We start from the raw sequence: 22,339 nt of genomic DNA on the forward strand, positions 1-22,339 counted from the left end.
TTCCATCGTTCCCTTCATCGTTTCCTTCATCGTCATCCCGATATCAATCTACAGTGATCATCTCCTTCAGATCACCGAACTTTTTCGGCCCAATCCCGGGAACATTCTGCAGATCTTCGATACGCTGGAAGGGGCCTTTTGTCTCCCGGTACTGGATAATCTTCTGTGCAGTCGAAGGCCCCACACCTGGCAGGCGGTCCAACTCATTCGCATCCGCCTGATTGATGTTGATTATGGAACCCCCGCTGCTGCCAACACTGCTGTTGTTCTTGTTGTTGCTGTTATAACCGCCGACGCTTCGCGCGCTGACAGCACTTACCCCGCTGGAGACATGCCCGGGTGCAGCAGTGGCGGTCATTGTAGCGTTACCCTCGCCGCTCCCACCCTGTCGATAAGGAACGACGATCTGCCTGCCGTCTGCCAGAGGCGCCGCCCGGTTTAAACCTTCCATGTCGGCGTCCGGGTGAACTTCCGCCATCCGGATCGCGTCTTCCACACGGCTGCCGGCAGGCAAGCGGTAAACGCCAGCCTTCTGGACAGCCCCGGTGACATGAACGGCAATCTCCTTCTCCTTCTGGGCCTTTGAACCGTTCTGACTCTTTCCCTGATCGCCGTCGGAAGCCCTCGCCGCCGGGAGGACTTTTCGCTCCGTCGCCGTTTGGGAATAGAGCTTCGTGCCTTGAAGCCCCATGCCAATTACCAATACCACCAGCAGCCCCCCGAGGATCGCAAATAGGCGTTTTGGATTATCCATCATTTCGCCACCTTTTCATGTCTTTTCGCGATCCTGGTTCGACATAACAGTTACAATCCCTTCCAAAAATATGTTCTGTCTCCTATTTTTTTCTAAATTATCCGTGTTATTCTGGAGAACCGCGTTGTTCTTATGTATCTGCGTTGTTCTTGATTATCTGCATTGTTCTCAAAGTATCCGTAAGTGCTCAAGAAAAATGCCCCGTTGTCCATGCACGGACACCGAGGCGACAACTTCATTCTTCATCCGTTATTACCTTACGGGAGAGAAACCTGATAATCATAGACCATCTTGGAGACGGTCGCCAGGGTTTCATTCGAAGCCGCCTCCCAGCCGTTTTTGCTGTAAAGGCTGATGATATAGGGACGGTTGTTGGCGAAGACGACCCCCATGTCATGAATGCTGTCGTTTAGCGAGCCGATCTTATGGGCGACCACCGTTCCGACAGGCAGTTTGGCTGGGATCCGTTCATTGAAGACGGTGTTTTCCATCGCTTGGAAGATCTCCCCGCCCAGTCGGGGATGGGCGTCCTTAAAGAGGAGGAGCGTGCCCAGATACTTCCCCATATCCCGAGGCGTCGTGATAAAATATCCATTTGCGTCGGAGCCGGTCACATTGGCGCCGAGGGAGCGCATATAATTGTTCACGTTGTCTCGACCCAGGTAATCGAGAAGCATGACCCAGGCCACATTGTCGCTGTAGACGATAGAGAGCCGACCCAGTTCCCGCAGGGTGTACTGACCGCCGTATGGCTTGGTCTGCAAAATGCCTGTGCCCTGACGATAGTACTGGGGCGTATAGGTGAGCTTGCTGTCCAGGTTGACTTTCCCTTGCGCCGCCAGGCTGTACAGGTACATGACGGTAGGCACCTTATGGGTGCTGGCGGTCCGGTGGGTCTCATCGCCGCCGATATCCATTTTCGAGCCGGAAGTCAGGTCCTGCACATAGAGGTTGACCTGGCCGGGCCGTGTATTCAGGTAGCTCTGAATCTGCTGTCTCAAGGGAGCGTAATTGGGAAGGGATACCTTTTTCACCCCGGCGCCGAGGGTAAAACGCCCGTCCGCCGTCCGGACAGCGGCGATATGATTCACGCCGTCCCAGCTTACATCCGCGCCAAAGGCCTGCCCAAAGAGCGTGAGTGGCACGTAAAGGCGTTCACCCGAAAGGTAAGGCGCAAAGGTCAACTGAATCGCCTTGCCATTGGCTGAGGCCCAGGGGTTCCCTGTCTCCACCGTCACTCCCATGGGTGTTGGCCCTGCCAGAGGGGGTTTTTTGGATTTCCTTTGGGGCAAGGCCGACCCGGAGGCCCGGTAGGGCCGTAGGGTCGGAGCCGTCTCTTCTCTTATGCAGTGGGTACGCTTTCGAGTCGCTTCATACTCTGCCGGAAACGGTACGACTCGCCGTTCATGAGCAAGATGTGGGCATGGTGGGTCAGGCGATCAAGAAAGGCCGCCGTTAGCTTGTCATTACCAAAGATCTGGGTCCATTCGGCAAACTCCAGATTGCTGGTCACCATGAGGCTGGCTCGCTCGTAGAGGGTGGAACAGAATTGAAAGAGCAGTTCCGCCCCTGTCTTGCTGAAGGGGATGTATCCCAATTCGTCGAGAACGATCAGGTCATGCTGGCGCCATTGCTTTTCTACTTTGGTCAAGCGGTGTTCCGCTTGCGCAGCGAGGAGTTCATCCACCAGCGTGGCCGCATGGACGAAGCGCACTCGTTTTCGTTGACGACAGGCGGCGTGGGCGATCGCCGTGGCCATGTGGGTCTTTCCCGTTCCGCTGTTGCCGATCAGGATGACGTTCTCTTTTTTGTCGATAAACTCGCCTTGCGCCAACGTGAGCACTTTTTGCTTGGACAGGGAAGGAATCACCGAAAAATCAAAGGCGTCCAGTGTCTTGAGCAGGGGAAAGCGCGCTTGCTGGATACGTGCTTTTTGCTGGTTCTCTTCTCGTTGACTTACCTCGGTTTCCAATAACGTGCAGAGGTACTCCAGATACCCCTGGCGGCTTTCTTCCGCTTCCCGCGCCAACGCCTCGGCGTGGCGCGCGACAGTGGGAAGCTTCAGCCGCTTGAGGCAACTTTGCAATCGTAGCGTCGTCGTCAATGCAACGTCTCCTCCTTCCCGAGAAGTCGGTTGAATTGACCGATGTCCGGCTGGGCCACGGAATAAGCGGCCAGTCTTCCCGGTAGCTCACCGACCGCCATGGAGAGAAGCGGCGCTGGATGGAGCCGGCGGCGAACAAGTTCGGCGACGACATCATAGCGGTACACCCCCTGCGCTTCCGCTTCTGTTAACGCCGGCACAAGCACGTCCGCGCCGTGCTGCCGGTGCAGGTGCAGGATGCGGATAAAGGCGCGGTCTCCTTCGGCTCCGTAGCGCTGATGCATCTCCATGTAAAAGCGGCGATAGACTGGGGGTGCGCTGTCATTTTGAAAGGCTGCCGCATCGCGCAGCGCCCGCGGTTTTTTGGCCAGCGCGTCGATGAAGTGATCGAATTGGAGGCGCCACTGTTTGCGCTCATAGCACCGGCGGTGCACGGCGATTACCTCGACACCTGCGATGATCCGGATTTCATCGACATACGCCTTCAGCAGCAGTTCACGACCAGCCCAGGCGCACGGGATCGAGTAGGCGTTGGTTTCAAAATGGACCAGGGAATAGTGGTCTGCTCGCGCCGGGATTACCCGACAGGCATCAAAGTCGTGCTCCGGCAGCGCAAGCAGGTGCGCCTTTTCTCGCGCCCAGGCAGAGGCGATCCGCTCTTCGCTGTGCGGAAGCCGGGTCTTCCCCGCGTAGCGGAGGCATTGTTGCTCAAGCCGTTGGTTCAGTTCGTCAAGGCTGTCCACTTCCGGCAGGGGCACGAAGAAATTCCGCCGACTGTACCCCACCATACATTCCACCTGACCTTTTTCATTTCCTGAAGCGACATTGCAAAACTCGGCTCGGAAGACGTAGTGCCCCCGCAATGCCTGGAAAGCTTCTTGTTCCTCACGGTTGCGGCCACCCAGGACCTTCTTCACCGCCGTCTTCAAATTATCGTAGGTGACGCGCTGCGGTACACCGCCGAAGAATCGGAAAGCACGGCAGTGGCCGTCGAAAAAGGCTTCTTGGCGTTCATGGGGATAGGCCCGGACGTACAGAGCGCGGCTGGCGGTCAACCGCATCACAAACAGATGGACTTTGGTGGGCGCTCCTTGGAGAAGGACTTGTACCTCACCCCAGTCACATTGTGCATTGTCCCCCAGCGGAAATTCCAAGGGTATGTACACCGTTTTGACTTCCCGGCGAAGCTGTCCCACCATTCGTCGCACCGTCGATTCCGCGCCCGTGAAGCCATATTCTTCAGCAAGGCGCTCATAGATGCGCCGGCCTGTATGGCGCTGTTTCGGCGGACGGGAGAGATCGTCCGTCAGCCAGGTTTTGATGATTGGCGAAAAAGGACCCACGACAGGCGCTGGACGGTGGCGTGGTATCTGTTTTCTGCGCCGTTGGGACGGCTCTAAACCGTCTTTCAGATATTTGCCGATGGTGCGCCGCGACATCTTAAGTTCGGTGGCGATTCGACGGATCGATTTCCCTTCCCTAAAGTACATCCGTCGGATATCATGGTATTGAGCCATCGTGATCATCCTTTTTTCCTCCTGCACGCTAGTGTATTGGCACTTAGGAAAATTGGAAATCCGGTGGCTCACTTTTTATCGGATCACTGGCCTCAAAAGTGGATCACTTTTAGATTAGCATTTACACGTCACAGCAGCGCTTCCCTTCACCACTGTCATGGCTTGAGTCGCCGGGTTCCAGTAGACATTCATGCCAAGACTTTCCGCCGCGCCCCGAAAGGGAACGGCTGTCACACCCTTTTTGCTTTGAACAGGCGGTGTCGTCTGAACCAAATTGCCGTTGATGGAGAGGGAGATTTCCGGATAACTGGCTGCCGCCGGTTGGGCTGCTGTCATTCCGAAAAGCATCACCGTGGCAATCGAGAGAACCATCAGCCCCCACTTCCACGTTTTTCGCATATTACCACCCCTTATATAGTGTTAATTGGGCGCTTGTTCCGGGGGGGCACAATGCACTATTGTATAAGAAGTGAACCGGATGTGTCCACAAGCATATATTGGTCGTTATATCGGATATGAGATATGTTTAATGTTTAATTAACAATCATGGAGCCATTGGGCTGGTTCCCTTTGAATAGTTATGTTAAACTGAAAACAACGTGGAGAAGAACCGTTCGGAAAGGAAGAATGCGATGATTCACGAAATTCAATCGTCGAACAACCAGGTTTCCGTTACGCTGACAGGAAGTATACTCGTGACCGACGCTGCGGAACTGCGAGAAAAACTGCTGAAATATGCAGATAAGCACGGTGTCCTCTTTCATATTGATATGCAACGCGTTGAATTTATCGACAGTTCTGGGTTGGGCGTTCTGGTTACGGTTTTAAAGCGCAGCCGTCAAAACGGTGGAGACGTTATCATCAAAGGCATTCACGGCGTTGTTAAGGAAGTCTTCGAACTGACACGCCTCAACCGGGTCTTCCAAATCCAATAACCCCTCTCAGATCTCAGTTGTGCCTCTTGTGAATAGCTACGCAGTCCCTCACCCGTTTCAGCCTTTTTCCGCCATATTTTCCGAAAAGAAACCCTTGTCTTTTTACAGACAAGGGTTTTATAATGTTTTGTGCATATTCGCACATTGAACTTTTGCCAGAAAGATCAAACCACTGTCTAGCCTTTGGTAGCCCTTGCTACGCCTCTATTTCATCTACCTTTTCTCCCTCATTCGCTACACTCGAAATGCAATCTACAGATCGGGAGGTACCTCAGATGCAACCTAAATTTGAAACCACCGTGCAACTGCTGCGGCATGAGGTGCTGACTCATGTGGCCAAACTGGCCATGGAAAAGACACTCGATCAGCATAAGGACCTGATCCCCTACATGATCGTGCAAGGCAAAAAGCCGCGTTTCCGCTGCTGTGTGTATAAAGAACGCGCCGTCCTCAAAGAGCGGGTGAGCCTCGCCTGCGGCAACGATGTGCGCGGCTCCTCCGGCATCATTCAGGTCATGCAGACCGCCTGCGAGGAATGCCCTGTCGAACGGTTCACCGTCACAGAGGCCTGCCGGGGCTGCATCGCCCACCCCTGCATGGAGGCCTGTCCCGTCAACGCCATCAGTCAGATCAACCGACGGGCCATCATCAACCAGGAAAAATGCATCGAGTGCGGCCGCTGCCGCCAGGCCTGCCCCTACGGCGCCATCACCGACACGCAGCGCCCCTGCATTAAAGCCTGTCCAGTCAAGGCCATCTCCTACAGCGAGGACAAGTTGGCCACGATCGACCAGAAAAAATGCATCAACTGTGGCCAGTGCGCTTATCGCTGCCCCTTCGGCGCCATCTCAGACAAGTCTTTCATCACTCAAGTCATCGGCACGGTGCAAGCCAAGGAGCGACCGGTTTACGCCGTCATCGCACCCGCTGTGGCGGCCCAGTTCCCTGAGGCCAATCTGGGCCAGATCCGCACAGCCCTGAAACAGATCGGCTTTTTCGACGTGGTCGAAGCCGCCCTCGGCGCCGACATGATCGTCCCGGAAGAGGCCAAGGAGCTGGAAACGAAGATCCGGGAAGGCTCCTTCCTCACCACCTCCTGCTGCCCCGCCTTCTATGACATGGTGGACAAGCACTTCCCCACCCTGAAAGACAATATATCATCGACCGTCTCCCCCATGATCGCCACTGCCCGCTACATCAAGGCCAAGGACGTCAATGCCGTCGTTGTCTTCATCGGTCCCTGCATCGCCAAAAAAGCGGAGATCACCCGGCAGGCGGTGGCCGGCGCTGTCGACTTCACCCTCACCTTCGAAGAGATGCTCGCCCTCTTCCAGGCCACGGACATCGATCCGGTCCAGTGTGAAGCCAACCTCCGGGAGGAAACCTCTCCCTTCAGCCGCGCCTTCGCCCGTTCCGGTGGCGTGACCGCTGCCGTCGTCCAGGCATTGAAAGAGGAGAACAAGGAGCTCGATGTACGTCCGGTCAAGTGCAACGGCGCCGAGGAGTGCATCAAATCCCTCCGCTTGGCCAAAGTCGGCAAGCTGCCGGAGAACTTCATCGAAGGCATGGTCTGTGTCGGCGGCTGCATCGGCGGCCCGGCGGCTTTGAACCATAGCGCGAAAGCCAAGGCGATGATCGACAAGTTCAGCGCTGAGGCGCAGGTGAAGACCATCCGGGAAGCCCTCGAACCGCTCGACGACTGTGACGTGGACCTGCACAGCCACCATTCATAAAACCAGCACAGCGAAGGACAAACACAATAGTGACGGATGAACACAATAGCGACGGCCGGCGGCATCTGCCCCGGCCTTGTTCATTTCCTTCGCAAAAACCATTGACTTGGCTCGTGAAACATCCTACAATGAATATAAAGATTAACATAATCTTAACAAGACAAAGGGGGGGCGTTGACTATGTTAATGGAATTGGCAATCGCTGTACTACTGACCTCGGTTCTCTTCGCCAACCTTCAAACTGCGCCTCGCTGAAGTAGCGAGTCAGGAGATGGTAAAGAGAAACAATCAATAAGGACGGCGCAAGCGTTTTAAGGAGGGATGTACCATTTTACCAGCGCCTCACGAGTGACTGCCGCTCGGACTTCGGTCTGACGCGGCAGTCATCTTTTTAAAGGAAGAAGTTAAAAAAAGCCGCGGCACAAAAGCGCCGCGGCGTCAAAAACAATGCATATGCATCAATGGACCGAATCGATTAGATAAGAAACCATCTAGGAGTTTCCATCAAACCATTCGGATCAGTGAACTCGATTGAAAAAGAATCCCTTAACCGACAAGCACCTTGCCAGGGTTCATGATGCCGTTAGGGTCCAGTGCCTTCTTGATGGTCACCAGCACCTTGCGTTGGGCATCGGTCATGTGCTTGTCCATGGCCTGGGCGCGCTTGGCGCCGATGCCGTGTTCACCGGACAGGTTGCCGCCGAGGGCATAGACTTCTTCGTACAGTTCGTCGAGGACGGCGTACTTCAGCTCATGCCAGGCGTGATCGTCGCGATCTTCGCGCATGATGGTGCAGTGGATGTTGCCGTCACCGGCGTGTCCGGCGCTGGGGATCTTGCACTCATACTTGGCAGCGATGCGCTCGATGGCTTCGATGGCTTTGGGAATGTTGGAGACGGGGACAACGATGTCTTCCATGCAGTAGACGGGGCTGATCATCCGGATGGCTTCTGCGTAGCACTTCCGGGACTTCCAGATCCGCTCCTGGGTGGACATGTTGTCGGCCACGAAGACTTCCAAAGCGCCGTTTTCCAGGGCCAGCTTGCCGATGGTTTCATAATCGTCCTGGACCTGCGTTTCCGAGGTGCCGTCAACTTCGCAAATGACATAGGCGCCAGCGTCTCCATAGGGCAGCTTCTTGTTCAGGTACATCTCCGCCGACTTGATGGAGAGGCTGTCCATGAATTCGAGGCAGGTGGGGATGATGCCGGCAGTCATGATCTTGGGAACGACCTTGATAGCGGTCTGCATATCGGCAAAGGGGATGAGCAGGTCGGCCACATACTTGGGCAGGGGCATCAGTTTCAGCCAGACCTTGGTGACGATCCCCAAGGTGCCTTCGGAACCGACCATCAGGTGGACGATATCATAGCCGGTGACGTCTTTGACGTTCTTGCCGCCGAAGGTGACGATCTCACCGTCAGGCATGACGATTTCCAGGCCATAGATGTGGCGGGAGGTAACACCGTACTTGACGGCCTTGTTGCCGCCGGCGTTGGTGGCCACGTTACCGCCGATGAAGGAGGAGTCAGCCGAACAGGGGTCGCCGGCGTAGAGCAGGCCATGTTCCTTGGCTGTCTTCTGGACGTCGCCGGTGGTGACGCCCGGTTCGCAGACCATGAACAGGTTTTCCGTGTCTACGTCGAGGATTTGGTTCATCTTCTCCAGGGAGAGGACGATGCCGCCTTGCAGGGGAACAGCGCCCGCAGCCAGGCCGGAGCCGGCGCCCCGCGGCGTAATGGGGATCAGTTCACGGTTAGCCAGTTTGACCACTTCGGAAACCTGCTGGGCATTTTCCGGTTTAACGACGACTTCAGGCATCTTTTCCCAAAGCTTGTCAGAGACTTCATCCTTCGAGTACATCTCGATTTTTTCTTCGTCGATGAGAACGTTGGCGTCACCCAGGAGGGCGCGCAGTTCTGCAACGATGCTATCAGTCACTTTATTGAATTGCATTCCTCTACACCCCCTGCTTACGCGTTGGCCTTCAAGTTTTTGAAGGCTTCGATCATCATGGGAACGACCTCGAAGACATCGCCGACGATGCCGAAGTCGGCCACTTTGAAGATCTGAGCTTCCGGATCCTTGTTGACCGCCACGACGACTTCGGACGTCTGCATGCCAGCCAGGTGCTGGATCTTGCCGGAGAGGCCGAAGGCGAAGTAGAGCTTCGGCGCAACGGTCTTGCCGGAGAGGCCGATCTGGTGCGGGTAGGTGGTCCAGCCCAGTTCAACGGCGTCACGGGTGGCGCCGACGCCGGCGCCGAGGATGCGGGCCAGCTCTTCGACCATCCGGAAGCCGTCGGCGTTCTTCATGCCTTTGCCGCCGGCGACGATGACGTCCGCTTCTTCGATGCTGACTTCCTGGGTGGTGTCCTTGATATATTCGAGGAATTTTTCGGGGGTGAAGAAAGTCGCCCCTTCGTATTCCTTGACGATGACTTCGCCGGTGCGGTTGGCGTCGAAAGCGGCCGGTTTGGCAGACTTGGGACGGACGGTCGCCATCTGGGGACGATGGTCCGGCGTCTTGATGGTGGCCATGATGTTGCCGCCGATGGCGGGACGGGTTTGCAGGAGGAGACGCGTTTCGGCGTCGATGGTCAGTTCGGTGCAGTCAGCCGTCAGACCCGTTTCCAGCATGGCCGCGACGAGGGGCATGACGGTCCGGCCGGTGGTGGTGGCAGCGGCGACGATGACTTCCGGCTTCAGTTCTTCGCAGAGCTTGGTGATGGCTTTGCTGTAAGGACGGGGCAAGAAGTTTTTCAGAACGGCGTCTTTAATGAAGAAGACCTTGTCGGCGCCGCGCTTGACGACCTCTTCCAGGCCCTCGATCTCGTCACCGAGGAGGACACAGGAGAGTTCGCAACCCAGGTCGTCGGCCAGCTTGCGGCCGCGGGTCAGCAGTTCGTAGGTGACTGTCAGGATCTTGCCGTCTTTCTGTTCGCCGAAGACGAGGACCCCTTTATATTGCGAGAGCTTTTGCTCTTTTTCCACGTTTGCGTTGACGTACGTCGACATCGTTATCCCTCCCCTTAGATGGCTTCCTTGCCGGCGAGAAACTTCATCATTTCTTCGACCGGCCCGGTGGTGCCGTCAGCTTTTTTCATGATCGTGTCGCGGGACAGCTTGGGGCTGAACACCTTCACGACCCGGGTCGGCGAACCCTTGAGACCCAGTTCAGCGGGCTCGAGGCCCAGTTCAGCAGGGCCATAGACGGGAACAGCCGTTTCCCTGGCTTTCAGCTTGCCTTTGAGGGTCGGGAAACCGGGTTCGTTGATGTCTTTGTTGACGGTGGCCATGACGGGGAAGGGAATTTCAACGCGTTCGAAGCCGCCTTCGACGGTCCGTTTGACGATAACGCCGCCTTCTTTGACTTCCACGCCGGAGACATAAGTTTCTACGGGAATGCCCAGGTAGTAGGCGATCATGGCGCCCGTCTGACCGGTTTCACCGTCGGTGGCGCGTTCACCACAGAGGATCAGGTCCACATCGCCCACTTTGCGGATGGCAGCGGCGATGGCTTTGGCGGTGGCGATGGTGTCAGAGCCGGCGAAAGCGCGGCCGGAGATGAGCACGCCGCCGTCGGCACCCATGGCGATGGCTTCTTTGATGGCTTTCATCGCTGATTCGGGACCCATGCTAACTGCGGTAACTTTCACATTCTCGTGTGAATTTTTGATGCGGATGGCCTCAGCCAGGGCGTTTTCGTCGAGCGGGTTGATAATGGTGTCCTTACCGCTACGAATCATGACGCCGGTGACGGGATCCATCTTCACGTTGTCTGTGCCGGGAACTTGTTTGACGAGCACGACAATGTTCACCGTTTTGCACCCCCTGCAATATTTGGGACCTTGTTGGTTCATGTGGCCGTAAACCAGGATTCATCGCAAGCATTTGAGGACCCGGTGGCTCGGTGGTCAGACCAAGTAAAGCCGCAAAAAAAGAGTGCGTGACCCCCGGATGCTTGTGAATGAAGGGCTTACCACAACACACATGAAATGTATTTTGTATGTACTCATTATAAAGCAAAAAAGTCCATCGTTAAATATTTTGTGAAAAAAAAATATTCAGAAATATTATTTTTTCGTGATGAACCCCGGTGTTCCGGGGTTCATCCAGCTTCCATGGTAACAGGCAGCCACCGCAGCAAAAGACGGTTCAGATCTTCCCGGTTCAACGGCTTGGTGAGCGCGTCATCAAAGCCCAAGCCTGTGTATCGCTCCTCGTCGCCTTGCAAGGCAAAGGCCGTCATGGCGATGATAGGCGTTCGTCGGCTGGCGCCGGTTTCGTTGGCGCGAATCTGTTTCACCGTATCTGCGCAGTCTTTCTCATTGTCCTGATAGTCGAGGAAGACGAGCCCATAATCGCCAGTGACGGTTGCCTGGACGGCCTCTTCCCCACTTACAACGGCATGGACGGTGAGACCGAACTTTTTTAGTTGGAGCACAGCCAACCGCTGGCTGACGGGATTATCCTCTACGAGAAGCACCGGATTGTCCGTCCGGATGGCCACGCCCTGCTGGGCGATCACAGTTGCTGGGGCGGTGTCTTTTGCCGCACCGAACGGTTCCAAGGGAATGACAAACCAGAAGGTGGATCCTCTTCCCTCTTGGCTTTCAAAACCGATCCGGCCGCCCATCAGGTCGACGAGTCGTTTGGCGATGGACAGGCCTAGACCGGTGCCGCCATAGCGGCGGGTCGTCGAGGTGTCCGCCTGGGTAAAGGGTTGAAAGAGCTTTCCTTTCGCCGCGTCGGGGATGCTTACACCGCTGTCGGTGATCTCGAAACGCACCCATGGATTCCAGGTTGCGTGAGCGCGCCATGTGTGCGCCTGCCTGCCGGGATCATACAGATTCCAGACATTCGGCTGCTCCCGCGAAATCCTGACTGATACCTGACCGGCTTCGGTGAACTTGACGGCATTGCCGAGTAGGTTGAAAAGGACTTGCCGCAGCCGCACCGGATCGCCCCTTACCAGCCCCAAATCCTCCAGGTCGATTTGATTGAAAAAGCGCAGCCCCTTTTCCTCCGCCTTGTCAGCATAAACCTGCAGCACATCGGTGAGCAGGACGGTCAGATCGAACTCCACGTTCTCCAGGTTCATCTTCCCTGCTTCGATCTTGGAGAAATCGAGGATGTCATTGATGATCGTTAGGAGCAGATTGGCCGAATTAATGACCACCTCGGCGTAATCGCGCTGCTCCGGATCCAGGTTCGTATGGAGCATGAGTTCTGTCATGCCGATGATCCCGTTCATGGGCGTGCGGATCTCGTGGCTCATGGTAGCGAGAAAATCGCTTTTGGCCCGGTTGGCAGCGTCGGCAGCTTCTTTTGCCTCTGTCAATTCATCGTTCAACCGCTGCACCTTTTCCAACTGCTGCTTCAATTCCAGTTCCCGCTGTTGGAGCATGACCAGCGCCTGGGCCAGTTCCCGGTTTTGTTGTTTGATCTCGTCTAGGGCCGTCTGGGGCTTTTCCTTCTCCAAAGCCTCGCGCCAGCGGGCGACGACAGGCGTGGAGACGCGCGGCATCGCCGTTGGGATGGCCTTGGCGAGGCGCACCACTGTCTCTCCCGGCTTATCTTCCACCGAAAAGAAATCGACCAGGTTATCATACCGGAAAGGACCCGGCGTCTGGGCGAAGCGATTGGCCGAGGCATCGCCGGAAGTAAAGAATTTTTCCCGACCCTGGATGGTGATTTGAAGGTACTGCCGGTTGTCCCGTTCAAGCAGGTTGAATTCGACCTTGCCGCCACCGCAAAGGAGCAGGCTGCGGAGAATGTCTGACAGGGCGCTGATCAGACGGGTGCGGTCATGGTCGCTGAGTCCGGCGAGTGAGGCCACGTCGCGGGCTCGCTGGCGCAACTGAATGATATCCGGTTCAAATCGGACTTCGGCTTGATTGATGACAATTCCACTCATGACTAACACCCTTGCCGGACAACGACGACGGTCACATCGTCATTGCCTCGAAAAAAGTCTCGGTACAAGACGGCGGCGATCAGCGCAGGGTGGCGCACTAGCAACCCCGGATAGGCGGCGTGGTCCCACCGCGACGTGAGCCCGTCGGAGTGCATGACCAACAGAGCCTGCTCCGGCCAGGCATAGCTGTTGTCTTGAAACCTTCCCGGATTGAGCCCGACCGTTCCATTGTAAGAGAGGCAGCCCGTAACCCCTTGGGGGGACAGGATTCTACCAGCGATATTGCCGGCACCGGAGTAGGTCACCTGACGCTGCCTCAAGTCAATCGATGCCAGCGCCACCGCAGCCCCCCGTGTATGGCGCAATGGGCCATTGATGCAGCGGATGAACGCAGCCGGCGACGTTATTTTCTGCTCTCGGAAAAAGCGCAGCGCTTCTTGGGAAGCCTCTGCCGCCTGCAGGCCATGACCGAGTCCGTCCGTGACGAGGAGGGCTCCCCCTTCTTCTCCGATGTGAACCCCCCAGCCGTCTCCGCTGACCGGTTCGCCTGGTTTGGGACGCATGACAACGCCAACCTGCAGCGGCGCCTTCGCTTCTAACCATCCCCGTTCATAAACTTGCGCCAGGATGGCCGTCCCCTGCCCGGGACGCGTATAGATATCAAAGACCTGGGATAGGCGGAGGACGGCGCCAAGGCCGTTGCCGACAGTGCCTACTGTAGAAACGCCGTCTTGCAGCATACGCTGAGGATTCTCAATGCCCGGTCCCTTGTCAAGACTGATGATCTCTACGCCATAGTGGTCGCCCGTTTCAACGGACGCAAGCAGGATCTCTCCGCCCCTGGTGGCGTGTTTGACCAGGTTGCTGGCCAGTTCGGTGGCCACAATGGCCACCCGGCCAGCGTCCTCGGCGCAAAACCCGTTGGACAAGGCGATCTCATTGGCGGCGCGCCGCACCTCTCCCACCTGGCTTGGCTCAACGACCGGATAACAGCAGTGATGCTTCATGCGCCTCCACCCTCTCTCCCTATATCCAGCGCGCGATGACGATTTTCGTCCCTTTGCCGGCCTGTGAACGGATGTGAAAGTCGTGGACGAGTCGTTTTGAACCGGGCATACCCTGGCCAAGCCCATTTCCGCTCGTATAGCCTTCTTGCATCGCCAGGTCCAGATCAGCGATCCCCGGTCCCTCATCTTCAAAGGTGATCTGCAAACCCCGGCGCCCCGGCGCTTCGACCTGTTCGATGAGTACCGTTCCGCCGCCGGCATAGTCGACCATGTTGCGGGCCAGCTCGCTCGTGGCTGTCATCAGCTTAGTCTGATCCAGGAGATTGAAGCCGAGAGAAACCGCCTGTTCACGCACCCGCTGACGGACCGCGACGATCTCCTGGGCGCAGGAAAGGGGGATGCGTTCACACTTCGGCATCAACGTCATGGACCATCTCCTGATCGAGCCCCAAGCGGGAACGCAGCAGTTCCATGCCTCTTTCCACATTCAGGGCTGTCAGGACGCCAGGAAGATCCAACCCCAGCTCCACCATGGTGATGGCCACAGCCGGCTGCATGCCCACGACAACCGTCTGAGCGTCCATGAGGCGAGTGACGGCGGCGATCGCGCCCAGCATGCGGCCGATGAAGGAGTCGACCATATCCAGGCTGGAGATGTCGATCAACACGCCCCGAGCGCCCGTTTTGCTGACCCTATTCGTCAGATCATCCTGCAAGGCCATGACCAGGCGGTCGTGCAAGTCCACCTGAATCGTGACCAGGAGAAAAGGACCCATCTTCAAAATGGGGATTCGTTGCATACGCCTTCCCCCTAGCCCTTGCTGGCGGGTACGACAATCAGTTTGCGCATCTCATAAGCCAAGCGAAGCGCACCGGCCAGTGAAGACCGCGTTTTGACCATGGACAGATCGACGCCAAGTTGCACGATGGTCTGGGCGATCTCCGGACGCACGCCGCTGATGATGCATTCGGCGCCCATCAGGCGGGCGGCGCTGACCGTCTTCATGATGTGCTGGGCCACCAGGGTGTCGACAGTCGGCACGCCAGAAATGTCCAAAATGGCCACATCGGAATTGGTGTCCTGGATGCCCCGCAGCAGGTTTTCCATGATCACCTGGGTGCGCCCGCTGTCCAGGGTGCCGATCAGGGGCAAGGCCAGGATGCCATCCCACACACGGATGACCGGCGTTGAGAGTTCCAGCATCTCCTGCTGCTGGCGGGCGATAATCTCCTCCCGCGCCCGCGTATAGCTGTCAAAGGTAATCAAACCGAGCTTGTCCAGGATCCGTGACAAAGGAAGAAAATCGAGGACGAAGATATCCATCTGGTGGCTTCCTTCGCCTTGAATGAGGCGGATCAAGGCTTCTTTGAGGCTGAAGATATAACTGGCTGTCTCGATAGGGCTGAACCCCTGGTGGGTGCGAGAGACGGAGATCTGAGTCAGCATCATTCTCACAGGCTCCCACTCTTCCCGGTCGATATCCTCCACGTTCCCTGTGGAGACGGCAGCGACGAAGGTATCGACGAACTCCCTCGACTGCCAATACAGATCCTGGGAGGTCATCCGATCCAAGCGAAGGGACAACTCAGCCATCTGTCCCTCCATCCAGATCTGCAGCAAGGCATCCTTTCTCTCCATCAATAGACGAGTGATTTGAGTCGGCATTCCGGATCCCCCCTGTCCATGTTCGAACAAAATCTTTGCTTTCATTATAATTCTACCCTTTGCGCTAAAACCATTCTTTTTTTCCTGCCAAGAAAAAAACATCCACAGAGGTAACTTGACAAGAGGCGGCGAGCATCGTTCTTTTCCAAGGTTGCGAGGTGTGGTACGCTAGGGTCAGCACAGGCTTTCGTCTGGGCATCGCCTCTCGCCAGTTTGGGTGCTGCTCAAAGCTAGTCTAGGCAATGCCCGCTCGCATTTACAATTTAAATTGGAGGGAATACTCTCATGGCCCAAAAAACCAACGCCGCCCGCCTGCTTGATCAGATGAAAATCGCCTATGAGTTGATGGAATATGATGTCGACGAATCGGACCTCTCTGCCATCACGGTGGCGGACAAGATCGGCCTTCCCATCGAACAAGTCTATAAAACCCTCGTCGCCCGGGGCGACAAGACAGGCGTCCTGCTGGCCTGCATCCCGGGAGACCACGAACTCGATCTCAAGGCCCTCGCTGCCCTGAGCGGCAACAAAAAGGTGGAGACGGTTCCCCTTAAAGAGGTTCAACCGCTGACCGGGTATATCCGGGGCGGCGTTTCCCCGGTGGGGGCGAAGAAAAAGTACCCCCTCTATGTGGACGAGCGGATTAAGTCGGTAGAGAGGGTCTCCATCAGCGCCGGCATTCGCGGTTGCCAGATGGTCCTCTTCCCTGCCGACCTGCTGCGGGCGACAGGGGGGCGCACAGGGAGCATCTCCAAGGCCTAACCAGTGAAGAATGCCCGAAAAAAAATGGCCCCGGCTTCTTTAATGAAGATCCGGGGCTTTACATCTAGTCAAACTTCGCAAAATAGTTGTTATGTAAACTATAGAAGTCAGAACAGCTAACAGCGACTGCCCTGCCTTTTAATGCCATATTAATAAAGCGCCTCCGTAAAACCAGCAGAATGCAGGAATAAATTGAGTGGTGGCTATAAACTATCTTAACAGCGGCATAGAACCTGTTAGCTTGTTTATTTTTTTCTTATTCCCGTAAATAGCAATTCCAAAGTAAGTATGGTCTTGCTCCATTGTGATTGCTGCCTATCTGATACTTAGTGTATCACAAGTAGCAATACCATTCTTGTATGATATTGCCCTACCGATTCAGCAAGCAAATAGTCCTCCCAACGGGGTGTGTCGTATCCCATGCTTTTCCTTCGCATCAGCAGCATGACCGGCAACCTTCCGGCTTCCATTTAATTCGCTTCAATTATTCTAATATTTCGTGAAATCTTTACTTTTATGGGGGGCAGAAAAGACAAATAACCCGTAAGAGGGTTCACCTTATCAGTGGCCTTCTTACGGGTCTCTGTAGAACTATCTGTCTGCTCTTCTCTGGTGTACTTAGGTTAAGACGAAAAGCATACGCTCATTTCATCGGTTTCTATAGGAAATACCCCACCCCAGAAGCAAAGATCCGCTGGTCCTTCTCCCCTGGCACGTTGACGACCACATGGCGGCCGATCCGTTCCGAGTGGCCCATCTTGCCGAGGATGCGTCCGTCGGGGCTGGTGATGCCTTCGACGGCCGCGACGGAGCCGTTGGGGGTGTAGCGGATGTCCTCGTTGATATTGCCGTCGAGGTCGACATACTGGGTGGCAATCTGGCCGTTGGCGAAGAGGCGTTCGACCATCTCCGGCGAGGCGAAGAAGCGGCCTTCGCCGTGGGAAAGGGCAACACTGTGGACCTCCCCTGCTTCGACGCGAGAGAACCAGGGTGACAGGGTCGAGACGACCTTCGTCCGAGCCATGCAAGAGATGTGGCGGCCGATCCGGTTATAGGTCAGGGTCGGGCAGTCCTCGGTGATGTCGACGATCTCACCGTAGGGGACGAGGCCGAGCTTGATCAGCGCCTGGAAGCCATTGCAGATGCCGAGCATGAGGCCGTCTCTCGTCTTAAGCAGGTTGGTGACGGCTTCTTTCACCCGGGGGTTCCGGAACATGGCGGCGATGAACTTGCCTGATCCCTCGGGTTCGTCGCCGGCGCTGAACCCGCCGGGAAGGGAGACGATCTGGGCGTTGTTGATGCCCTTCACCATCTCGGCGATACTTTCCTCTACATCGATTGGGGTCAGGTTGCGGACGATGAGGAGGTCGGCAACGGCGCCGGCCTTTTCGAAGGCGCAGGCCGTGTCATACTCGCAGTTGGTGCCCGGGAAGACAGGGATGAAAACGCGGGGACGGGCGATTTTCACGGCCGGGCGATGGGTGTTCCGGCCGGTGAACAGGCGGATGTTTCCGTTTGGGTTGACCGCTCCGTCGGGCTGTCCGTTCTTAAGCGACGCCATCAGTTCATCGCTCGTCTTCACCCGTGTCGGGAAGATCTTCTCCAGCGGTTTTTCCCAAGCGGACTGGGCCTCGGTCAGAGCGATTTCTACGCCGTTGACGCGCAGGACCGAAGCTTCCTGGGTGTAGCCCAGAAGCACATAGGGAACATCGCCGAAGGAAGCGGCCAAGTCGGCAGCGCTGTCGATCTCCAGGACGAGGGAGCCGTAATCGGCGCGGAAGAGGTCGGCGGACGCGAAGCCATCGCCCATGATCAGGCCGATCTGGTTGCCAAAGGCCATCTTGCTGACGGCGGCAGCGACACCGCCGAAGCCGACGGCGTAGGCGGCAAGCGCCTTGCCTTCCCCAGCGAGTTCGGCCACCTTCCGGTAGTTGCAGTCGAGGCTGGCGAAATCAGGCAGTTCGTTCTCATCGCGGCGTAGGGGCAAGAGGACGACGGGATGGCCAGAGCCCTTGAACTCCGATGAGATGGCCTGTCCGGCGTCCATCACGTTGACGGCAAAGGAGACAAGTGTGGGCGGCACATGGAGATCCATGAAGGTGCCCGACATGCTGTCCTTGCCGCCGATGGCGGCGATGCCGAGCCGTTTTTGGGCCACAAAGGCGCCGAGGAGGGCGCTGAAGGGCTTGCCCCAGCGGACAGGGTCTTTGCCCAGTTTTTCAAAATACTCCTGGAGGGTGAGCCGGATGCAGCGGTAGTCGCCACCCAGGGCGACGGCCTTGGCGACGGACTCGATGACCGCATAGAGGGCGCCGTGGAAGGGGCTCCATTTGGCCAGTTGGGGGTTGTAGCCGAAGGTCATGGCCGTGGCGGTCGTCGTCTCGCCGCCGAGGACGGGGAGCTTGGCCACCATGCCTTGGGCCGGCGATGCCTGGTGGACGCCGCCGAAGGGCATCAGCACCGTATTGGCGCCGATGGTGCTATCGAAGCGTTCGACGAGACCCTTCTGGCTGCACACGTTCAGGTCGCTCAGGTTAGCGAGCCAGGCGGCGCGCAGGTCGGGCAGTTGGGCCTCGACTGCCGCAGGCAGGGTTTTAAAGTAGTTCTTTTCGGCCTCCGGCCCTTTGACAATCACCGTCGTCCGCTGCTTGACGCCGTTGGTGTTCAGGAACTTACGGCTCAGGTTGACGATGGTCGCGCCGCGCCAATTCATCTTCAATCGCTCTTCTGTTGTCACGGAAGCGACGGGGGTCACTTCCAGGTTTTCTTCATGGGCCAATCGGGTGAAGGCGTCTACATCTTCCGGAGCGACGACGACGGCCATCCGCTCTTGTGATTCGGCGATGGCCAGTTCCGTCCCGTCGAGGCCCTCGTATTTTTTGGGGATGGCGTCCAGATTGACGATAAGGCCGTCAGTCAGTTCGCCGATGGCGACAGAGACGCCGCCAGCGCCGAAGTCATTGCACTTTTTGATCCGACGGCTAACTTCGGGGTGGCGGAAAAGGCGTTGGATCTTCCGTTCCGTGACCGGGTTGCCCTTTTGAACCTCTGCGCCGCAAGAGAAGAGGGATTCTGCCGTATGCTCCTTCGAGGAACCAGTGGCGCCGCCGCATCCGTCGCGGCCCGTCCGCCCGCCGACGAGGAGGATCACATCGCCCGGCGCGGGGGCTTTGCGGACCACGTTTTGCCGCGGAGCTGCGCCGATAACCGCGCCGATCTCCATCCGCTTGGCGACGAAACCTTCGTCATAGACCTCGGCCACCTGCCCGGTCGCAAGGCCGATCTGGTTGCCGTAGGAACTGTAGCCGGCAGCGGCGCCGATAGTGATCTTGCGCTGGGGCAGCTTGCCGGGCAGGGTGTTCTCCACCGGGGTACGGGGATCGCCGCTGCCGGTGACACGCATGGCCTGGTAGACATAGGAGCGCCCGGACAAGGGATCGCGGATCGCCCCGCCGAGGCAGGTGGCGGCGCCGCCGAAGGGCTCGATCTCTGTCGGGTGGTTGTGGGTCTCGTTTTTGAACATGACGAGCCATTCTTCTTTTTTGCCGTCCACATCAGCCTGCACGACAATGCTGCAGGCGTTGATCTCGTCAGACTCGTCCAGGTCGTCGAGGCGGCCCTGTTTTTTCAGTTCTTTCATGGCGATGACGGCCATATCCATCAGGCAGACATCGCGCTCTTTATCGCCGTAGACGAGGTTGCGCGATTGCAGGTACTCCTCATAAGCCGCCCGGATCGGGCCAGTGAAGGCGCCTTCTTCGATCTGGACATCCTCGATTTTGGTGAAAAAAGTCGTATGGCGGCAGTGGTCAGACCAGTAGGTGTCGATGACCCGGATCTCGGTGATCGTCGGGTCCCGCTGTTCCTCATCGCGAAAATAGGCCTGGCAGAAGCGGAGGTCCTCGAAGCTCATGGCGAGACTCAACTGCCCCATGAGAGAGCGCAGTTCCTCATCGCTGGCGGCAATGAAGCCGTCAAGGGTCTTCACGTCTTCCGGCGGCTGGAGCTGCATGTCCAGGGAAGCCGGTTTTTCCAGGCCAGCCTCGCGCGATTCAACGGGGTTGATGCAATAGGCCTTGATCCGGTTGAACTCGTCGTCACTGATCTGGCCTTCGAGGACGAGCACCTTGGCCGACTGGACGACGGGGCGTTCTTTCTGGGTCACAATCTGGATGCTCTGGGTCGCCCAATCGGCCCGCTGGTCGTACTGGCCGGGCAGGTATTCCATGGCAAAGAGGCGATGAGCCGGGTCGATCTCCAGCCGTTCATCGTACACACGGTCCACGTTGGGTTCCGAGAAGATCGTGCCGCGCGCCCGGGCGTACTCCTCGTCAGAGATGCCGGCCACGTCGTAACGGTTGACGATCCGTACGCCTTCCAATCCGGAGATGCCCAGGTTCTCCCGCAAGTCATCGCGCAGGTGCTGGGCTTCCACATTGAAACCCTCGCGTTTTTCCACAAAGATCCGGCGTATCGCCTTATCCATATTAAATCAATGCCCCCCGTGAGTGAATCAAATGGGTGATTCGATAGGTTATCCGTAGGTCTCTCAATCAGCGATCATCATTATAACACGGCTAATAGGGAATTGGCGAAACGTGTCTAATCTTGTGGCGTCCGCCCCTTCGCAGCTGACTTTTTCTTGTCCACTGTCGTTTTTTTGGAGGACTTGTCGGGCGAGAAAGAGAAATCCTTCCCCATTACACGGAAACGTCGGCAGGTCGATGCGACCACTGGTTCAGCGATTGTGAGTTACGCAACTTGCTGGATCACGCAGCTTGCAGGTCACGCGGCTCGCTGGCGGATTTCTCAAGGGGAAGTATACCATGAAAGACAAAAATCTCACCATCGTCGCCGCCCTTGTCCTCATCGGGGGCATCGCCGCCGGCCTGTTCACAATCGAACAGACCCGGGCCAGCGCCCCGACCTCTCCCTCATCGCCTGTAAAGACTCCTGCGGCTTCAGCGGGCGTCGACGCCGCAAAAACATCCCCAGCCCTGTCTGAAACGGACAAGAAGAACGGGGAAAAGGACTCGGAAAAGCCGTCGCAGGCTTCGCCGCAGTCCTCTTCGGAGAAAATCGAGACGAATCCCAAGTCGGGCGCATCGTCCGCCAAAGGGACGACCGGTCCCCAGGACTGGTGGATCCCTCGCCACGAGACAGGCGTCGCCCCCCAGTGGCCCCGCTCGATGACTAGCGCCATCGAAGCCTATAACCCGGTGTACCGGATCCCGTCGGAAGAGAAAGCGCTCTATCTGACTTTTGATGAAGGATATGAGAATGGCTTCACGCCGAGGATTTTGGAGGCGCTGTCCCAGGCGAAGGTCCCGGCCACCTTCTTTGTCACTGGCCAGTTTCTCGACACCCATCCGGAATTGGTTCGCGACATGGGCCGGCGCGGATTCGGCGTCGGCAACCACACCCAGACCCATCCGGACATGACAAAGCTGAGCGCCGAGCGGCAAAAAGCGGAACTGACGAAGATCAATGACGCCGTCAAAAACCTCACGGGGCGGCAGCCAGGCTACTACCGTCCGCCCATGGGCCGCTTTGACGCTACCTCTGTCGCTGTGGCCCATGAACTGGGATTGACGACGACCTTTTGGAGCATCGCCTACAGGGACTGGGAAGTGGACAAGCAGGTCGGTCCGGACAAGGCGCTACCCCAAGTGATGAAGCAGATCCACCCAGGGGCGGTCATCCTGCTCCATGCCGTCTCTCAGGACAACACAGAGATGCTCCCCCGCTTTATTGAAGAGTGCCGCGCCCAGGGGTACATATTCAAAGCGCTGCCGGGCGAGCCGTCGCCGCGATGATGTACGAACACTGCGTTGATGTACCAACGTCGCAGCGATATACGAACGAATAACGAAGTATAACATAGAGGAGAAATGAAACCAGCTCAACCCCGCTGCGTTGCAGGGTTGAGCTTATTTTACAGG

General features: G+C 57.1%; 18 protein-coding genes and 1 pseudogene. 4 read left to right on the forward strand and 15 right to left on the reverse strand.

What is annotated here, in order from left to right:
• Positions 1 to 43 precede the first annotated feature (43 nt).
• The 5 genes from AC0CW1_RS04500 to AC0CW1_RS04520 all read right to left on the reverse strand — a co-directional run bounded on the left by AC0CW1_RS04500 (position 44) and on the right by AC0CW1_RS04520 (position 4,774).
• A complete protein-coding gene (locus AC0CW1_RS04500) occupies positions 44 to 754 on the reverse strand; it encodes a helix-hairpin-helix domain-containing protein (protein ID WP_488181856.1) in 711 nt (236 codons plus the stop codon).
• A 257-nt stretch (positions 755 to 1,011) separates the two neighbouring features.
• Positions 1,012 to 1,998: a serine hydrolase gene (locus AC0CW1_RS04505; RefSeq protein ID WP_488181857.1), complete on the reverse strand. Its 987-nt coding sequence runs from the start codon at positions 1,996 to 1,998 to the stop codon at positions 1,012 to 1,014.
• Between the two features lie 98 nt (positions 1,999 to 2,096).
• Entirely contained in the window at positions 2,097 to 2,858 is a 762-nt protein-coding gene (gene istB, locus AC0CW1_RS04510) for an IS21-like element helper ATPase IstB (protein WP_488181858.1), read from the reverse strand.
• Positions 2,855 to 4,384: an IS21 family transposase gene (gene istA / locus AC0CW1_RS04515; RefSeq protein ID WP_488181859.1), complete on the reverse strand. Its 1,530-nt coding sequence runs from the start codon at positions 4,382 to 4,384 to the stop codon at positions 2,855 to 2,857. The genes istB and istA overlap by 4 nt, the downstream gene beginning before the upstream one ends.
• Positions 4,385 to 4,489: 105 nt before the next feature.
• Complete coding sequence (locus AC0CW1_RS04520) at positions 4,490 to 4,774, reverse strand: stalk domain-containing protein (protein ID WP_488181860.1); 285 nt, start codon at positions 4,772 to 4,774, stop codon at positions 4,490 to 4,492.
• A 233-nt stretch (positions 4,775 to 5,007) separates the two neighbouring features.
• Here AC0CW1_RS04520 and AC0CW1_RS04525 point away from each other — a divergent pair, with 233 nt between their 5' ends.
• The gene (locus AC0CW1_RS04525) at positions 5,008 to 5,310 is read left to right on the forward strand and encodes an STAS domain-containing protein (RefSeq protein ID WP_488181861.1); all 303 of its coding nucleotides are present in this window, start codon (positions 5,008 to 5,010) and stop codon (positions 5,308 to 5,310) included.
• Positions 5,311 to 5,585: 275 nt separating this feature from the next.
• Positions 5,586 to 7,043, forward strand: a complete 1,458-nt coding sequence (locus AC0CW1_RS04530) for a 4Fe-4S dicluster domain-containing protein (protein ID WP_488181862.1) — start codon at positions 5,586 to 5,588, stop codon at positions 7,041 to 7,043.
• A 546-nt stretch (positions 7,044 to 7,589) separates the two neighbouring features.
• Here the strand turns inward: AC0CW1_RS04530 and AC0CW1_RS04535 are convergent.
• From AC0CW1_RS04535 to AC0CW1_RS04570, 8 genes are all read right to left on the reverse strand, one after another.
• Positions 7,590 to 8,999, reverse strand: coding sequence for an FAD-binding oxidoreductase (locus tag AC0CW1_RS04535; RefSeq protein WP_488181863.1), 1,410 nt, complete (start codon positions 8,997 to 8,999; stop codon positions 7,590 to 7,592).
• Between the two features lie 17 nt (positions 9,000 to 9,016).
• The gene (locus AC0CW1_RS04540) at positions 9,017 to 10,060 is read right to left on the reverse strand and encodes an electron transfer flavoprotein subunit alpha/FixB family protein (protein WP_488181864.1); all 1,044 of its coding nucleotides are present in this window, start codon (positions 10,058 to 10,060) and stop codon (positions 9,017 to 9,019) included.
• A 14-nt stretch (positions 10,061 to 10,074) separates the two neighbouring features.
• Complete coding sequence (locus AC0CW1_RS04545; RefSeq protein ID WP_488181865.1) at positions 10,075 to 10,863, reverse strand: electron transfer flavoprotein subunit beta/FixA family protein; 789 nt, start codon at positions 10,861 to 10,863, stop codon at positions 10,075 to 10,077.
• Positions 10,864 to 11,153: 290 nt separating this feature from the next.
• A complete protein-coding gene (locus tag AC0CW1_RS04550; protein WP_488181866.1) occupies positions 11,154 to 12,962 on the reverse strand; it encodes an ATP-binding protein in 1,809 nt (602 codons plus the stop codon).
• Between the two features lie 2 nt (positions 12,963 to 12,964).
• On the reverse strand, positions 12,965 to 13,969 hold the full coding sequence (locus AC0CW1_RS04555; RefSeq protein WP_488181867.1) for a SpoIIE family protein phosphatase: 1,005 nt from the start codon (positions 13,967 to 13,969) through the stop codon (positions 12,965 to 12,967).
• A 19-nt stretch (positions 13,970 to 13,988) separates the two neighbouring features.
• Positions 13,989 to 14,396, reverse strand: coding sequence for an anti-sigma regulatory factor (locus AC0CW1_RS04560; protein WP_488181868.1), 408 nt, complete (start codon positions 14,394 to 14,396; stop codon positions 13,989 to 13,991).
• Positions 14,374 to 14,769 carry an STAS domain-containing protein gene (locus AC0CW1_RS04565; RefSeq protein WP_488181869.1) on the reverse strand — a complete coding sequence of 132 codons (396 nt, stop codon included), beginning with the start codon at positions 14,767 to 14,769 and terminating at the stop codon, positions 14,374 to 14,376. The genes AC0CW1_RS04560 and AC0CW1_RS04565 overlap by 23 nt, the downstream gene beginning before the upstream one ends.
• A gap of 11 nt (positions 14,770 to 14,780) precedes the next feature.
• Positions 14,781 to 15,635 (reverse strand): STAS domain-containing protein, encoded by an 855-nt coding sequence (locus AC0CW1_RS04570; protein ID WP_488181870.1) that lies wholly within the window; start codon positions 15,633 to 15,635, stop codon positions 14,781 to 14,783.
• A 285-nt stretch (positions 15,636 to 15,920) separates the two neighbouring features.
• Here AC0CW1_RS04570 and ybaK point away from each other — a divergent pair, with 285 nt between their 5' ends.
• A complete protein-coding gene (ybaK, locus tag AC0CW1_RS04575) occupies positions 15,921 to 16,397 on the forward strand; it encodes a Cys-tRNA(Pro) deacylase (protein WP_488181871.1) in 477 nt (158 codons plus the stop codon).
• A gap of 210 nt (positions 16,398 to 16,607) precedes the next feature.
• On the opposite strand, the pseudogene AC0CW1_RS04580 reads toward ybaK, so the two are convergent.
• Positions 16,608 to 16,697, reverse strand: a pseudogene (locus AC0CW1_RS04580) (DUF2000 family protein); the annotation flags it as partial.
• Positions 16,698 to 17,055: 358 nt separating this feature from the next.
• Positions 17,056 to 20,883 (reverse strand): phosphoribosylformylglycinamidine synthase, encoded by a 3,828-nt coding sequence (locus AC0CW1_RS04585; RefSeq protein ID WP_488181872.1) that lies wholly within the window; start codon positions 20,881 to 20,883, stop codon positions 17,056 to 17,058.
• Positions 20,884 to 21,223: 340 nt separating this feature from the next.
• On the opposite strand from AC0CW1_RS04585, the gene AC0CW1_RS04590 reads away from it, so the two are divergent.
• Entirely contained in the window at positions 21,224 to 22,213 is a 990-nt protein-coding gene (locus AC0CW1_RS04590) for a delta-lactam-biosynthetic de-N-acetylase (protein WP_488181873.1), read from the forward strand.
• The last annotated feature ends 126 nt before the right edge of the window (positions 22,214 to 22,339 follow it).

The organism is Heliomicrobium sulfidophilum (assembly GCF_057715735.1).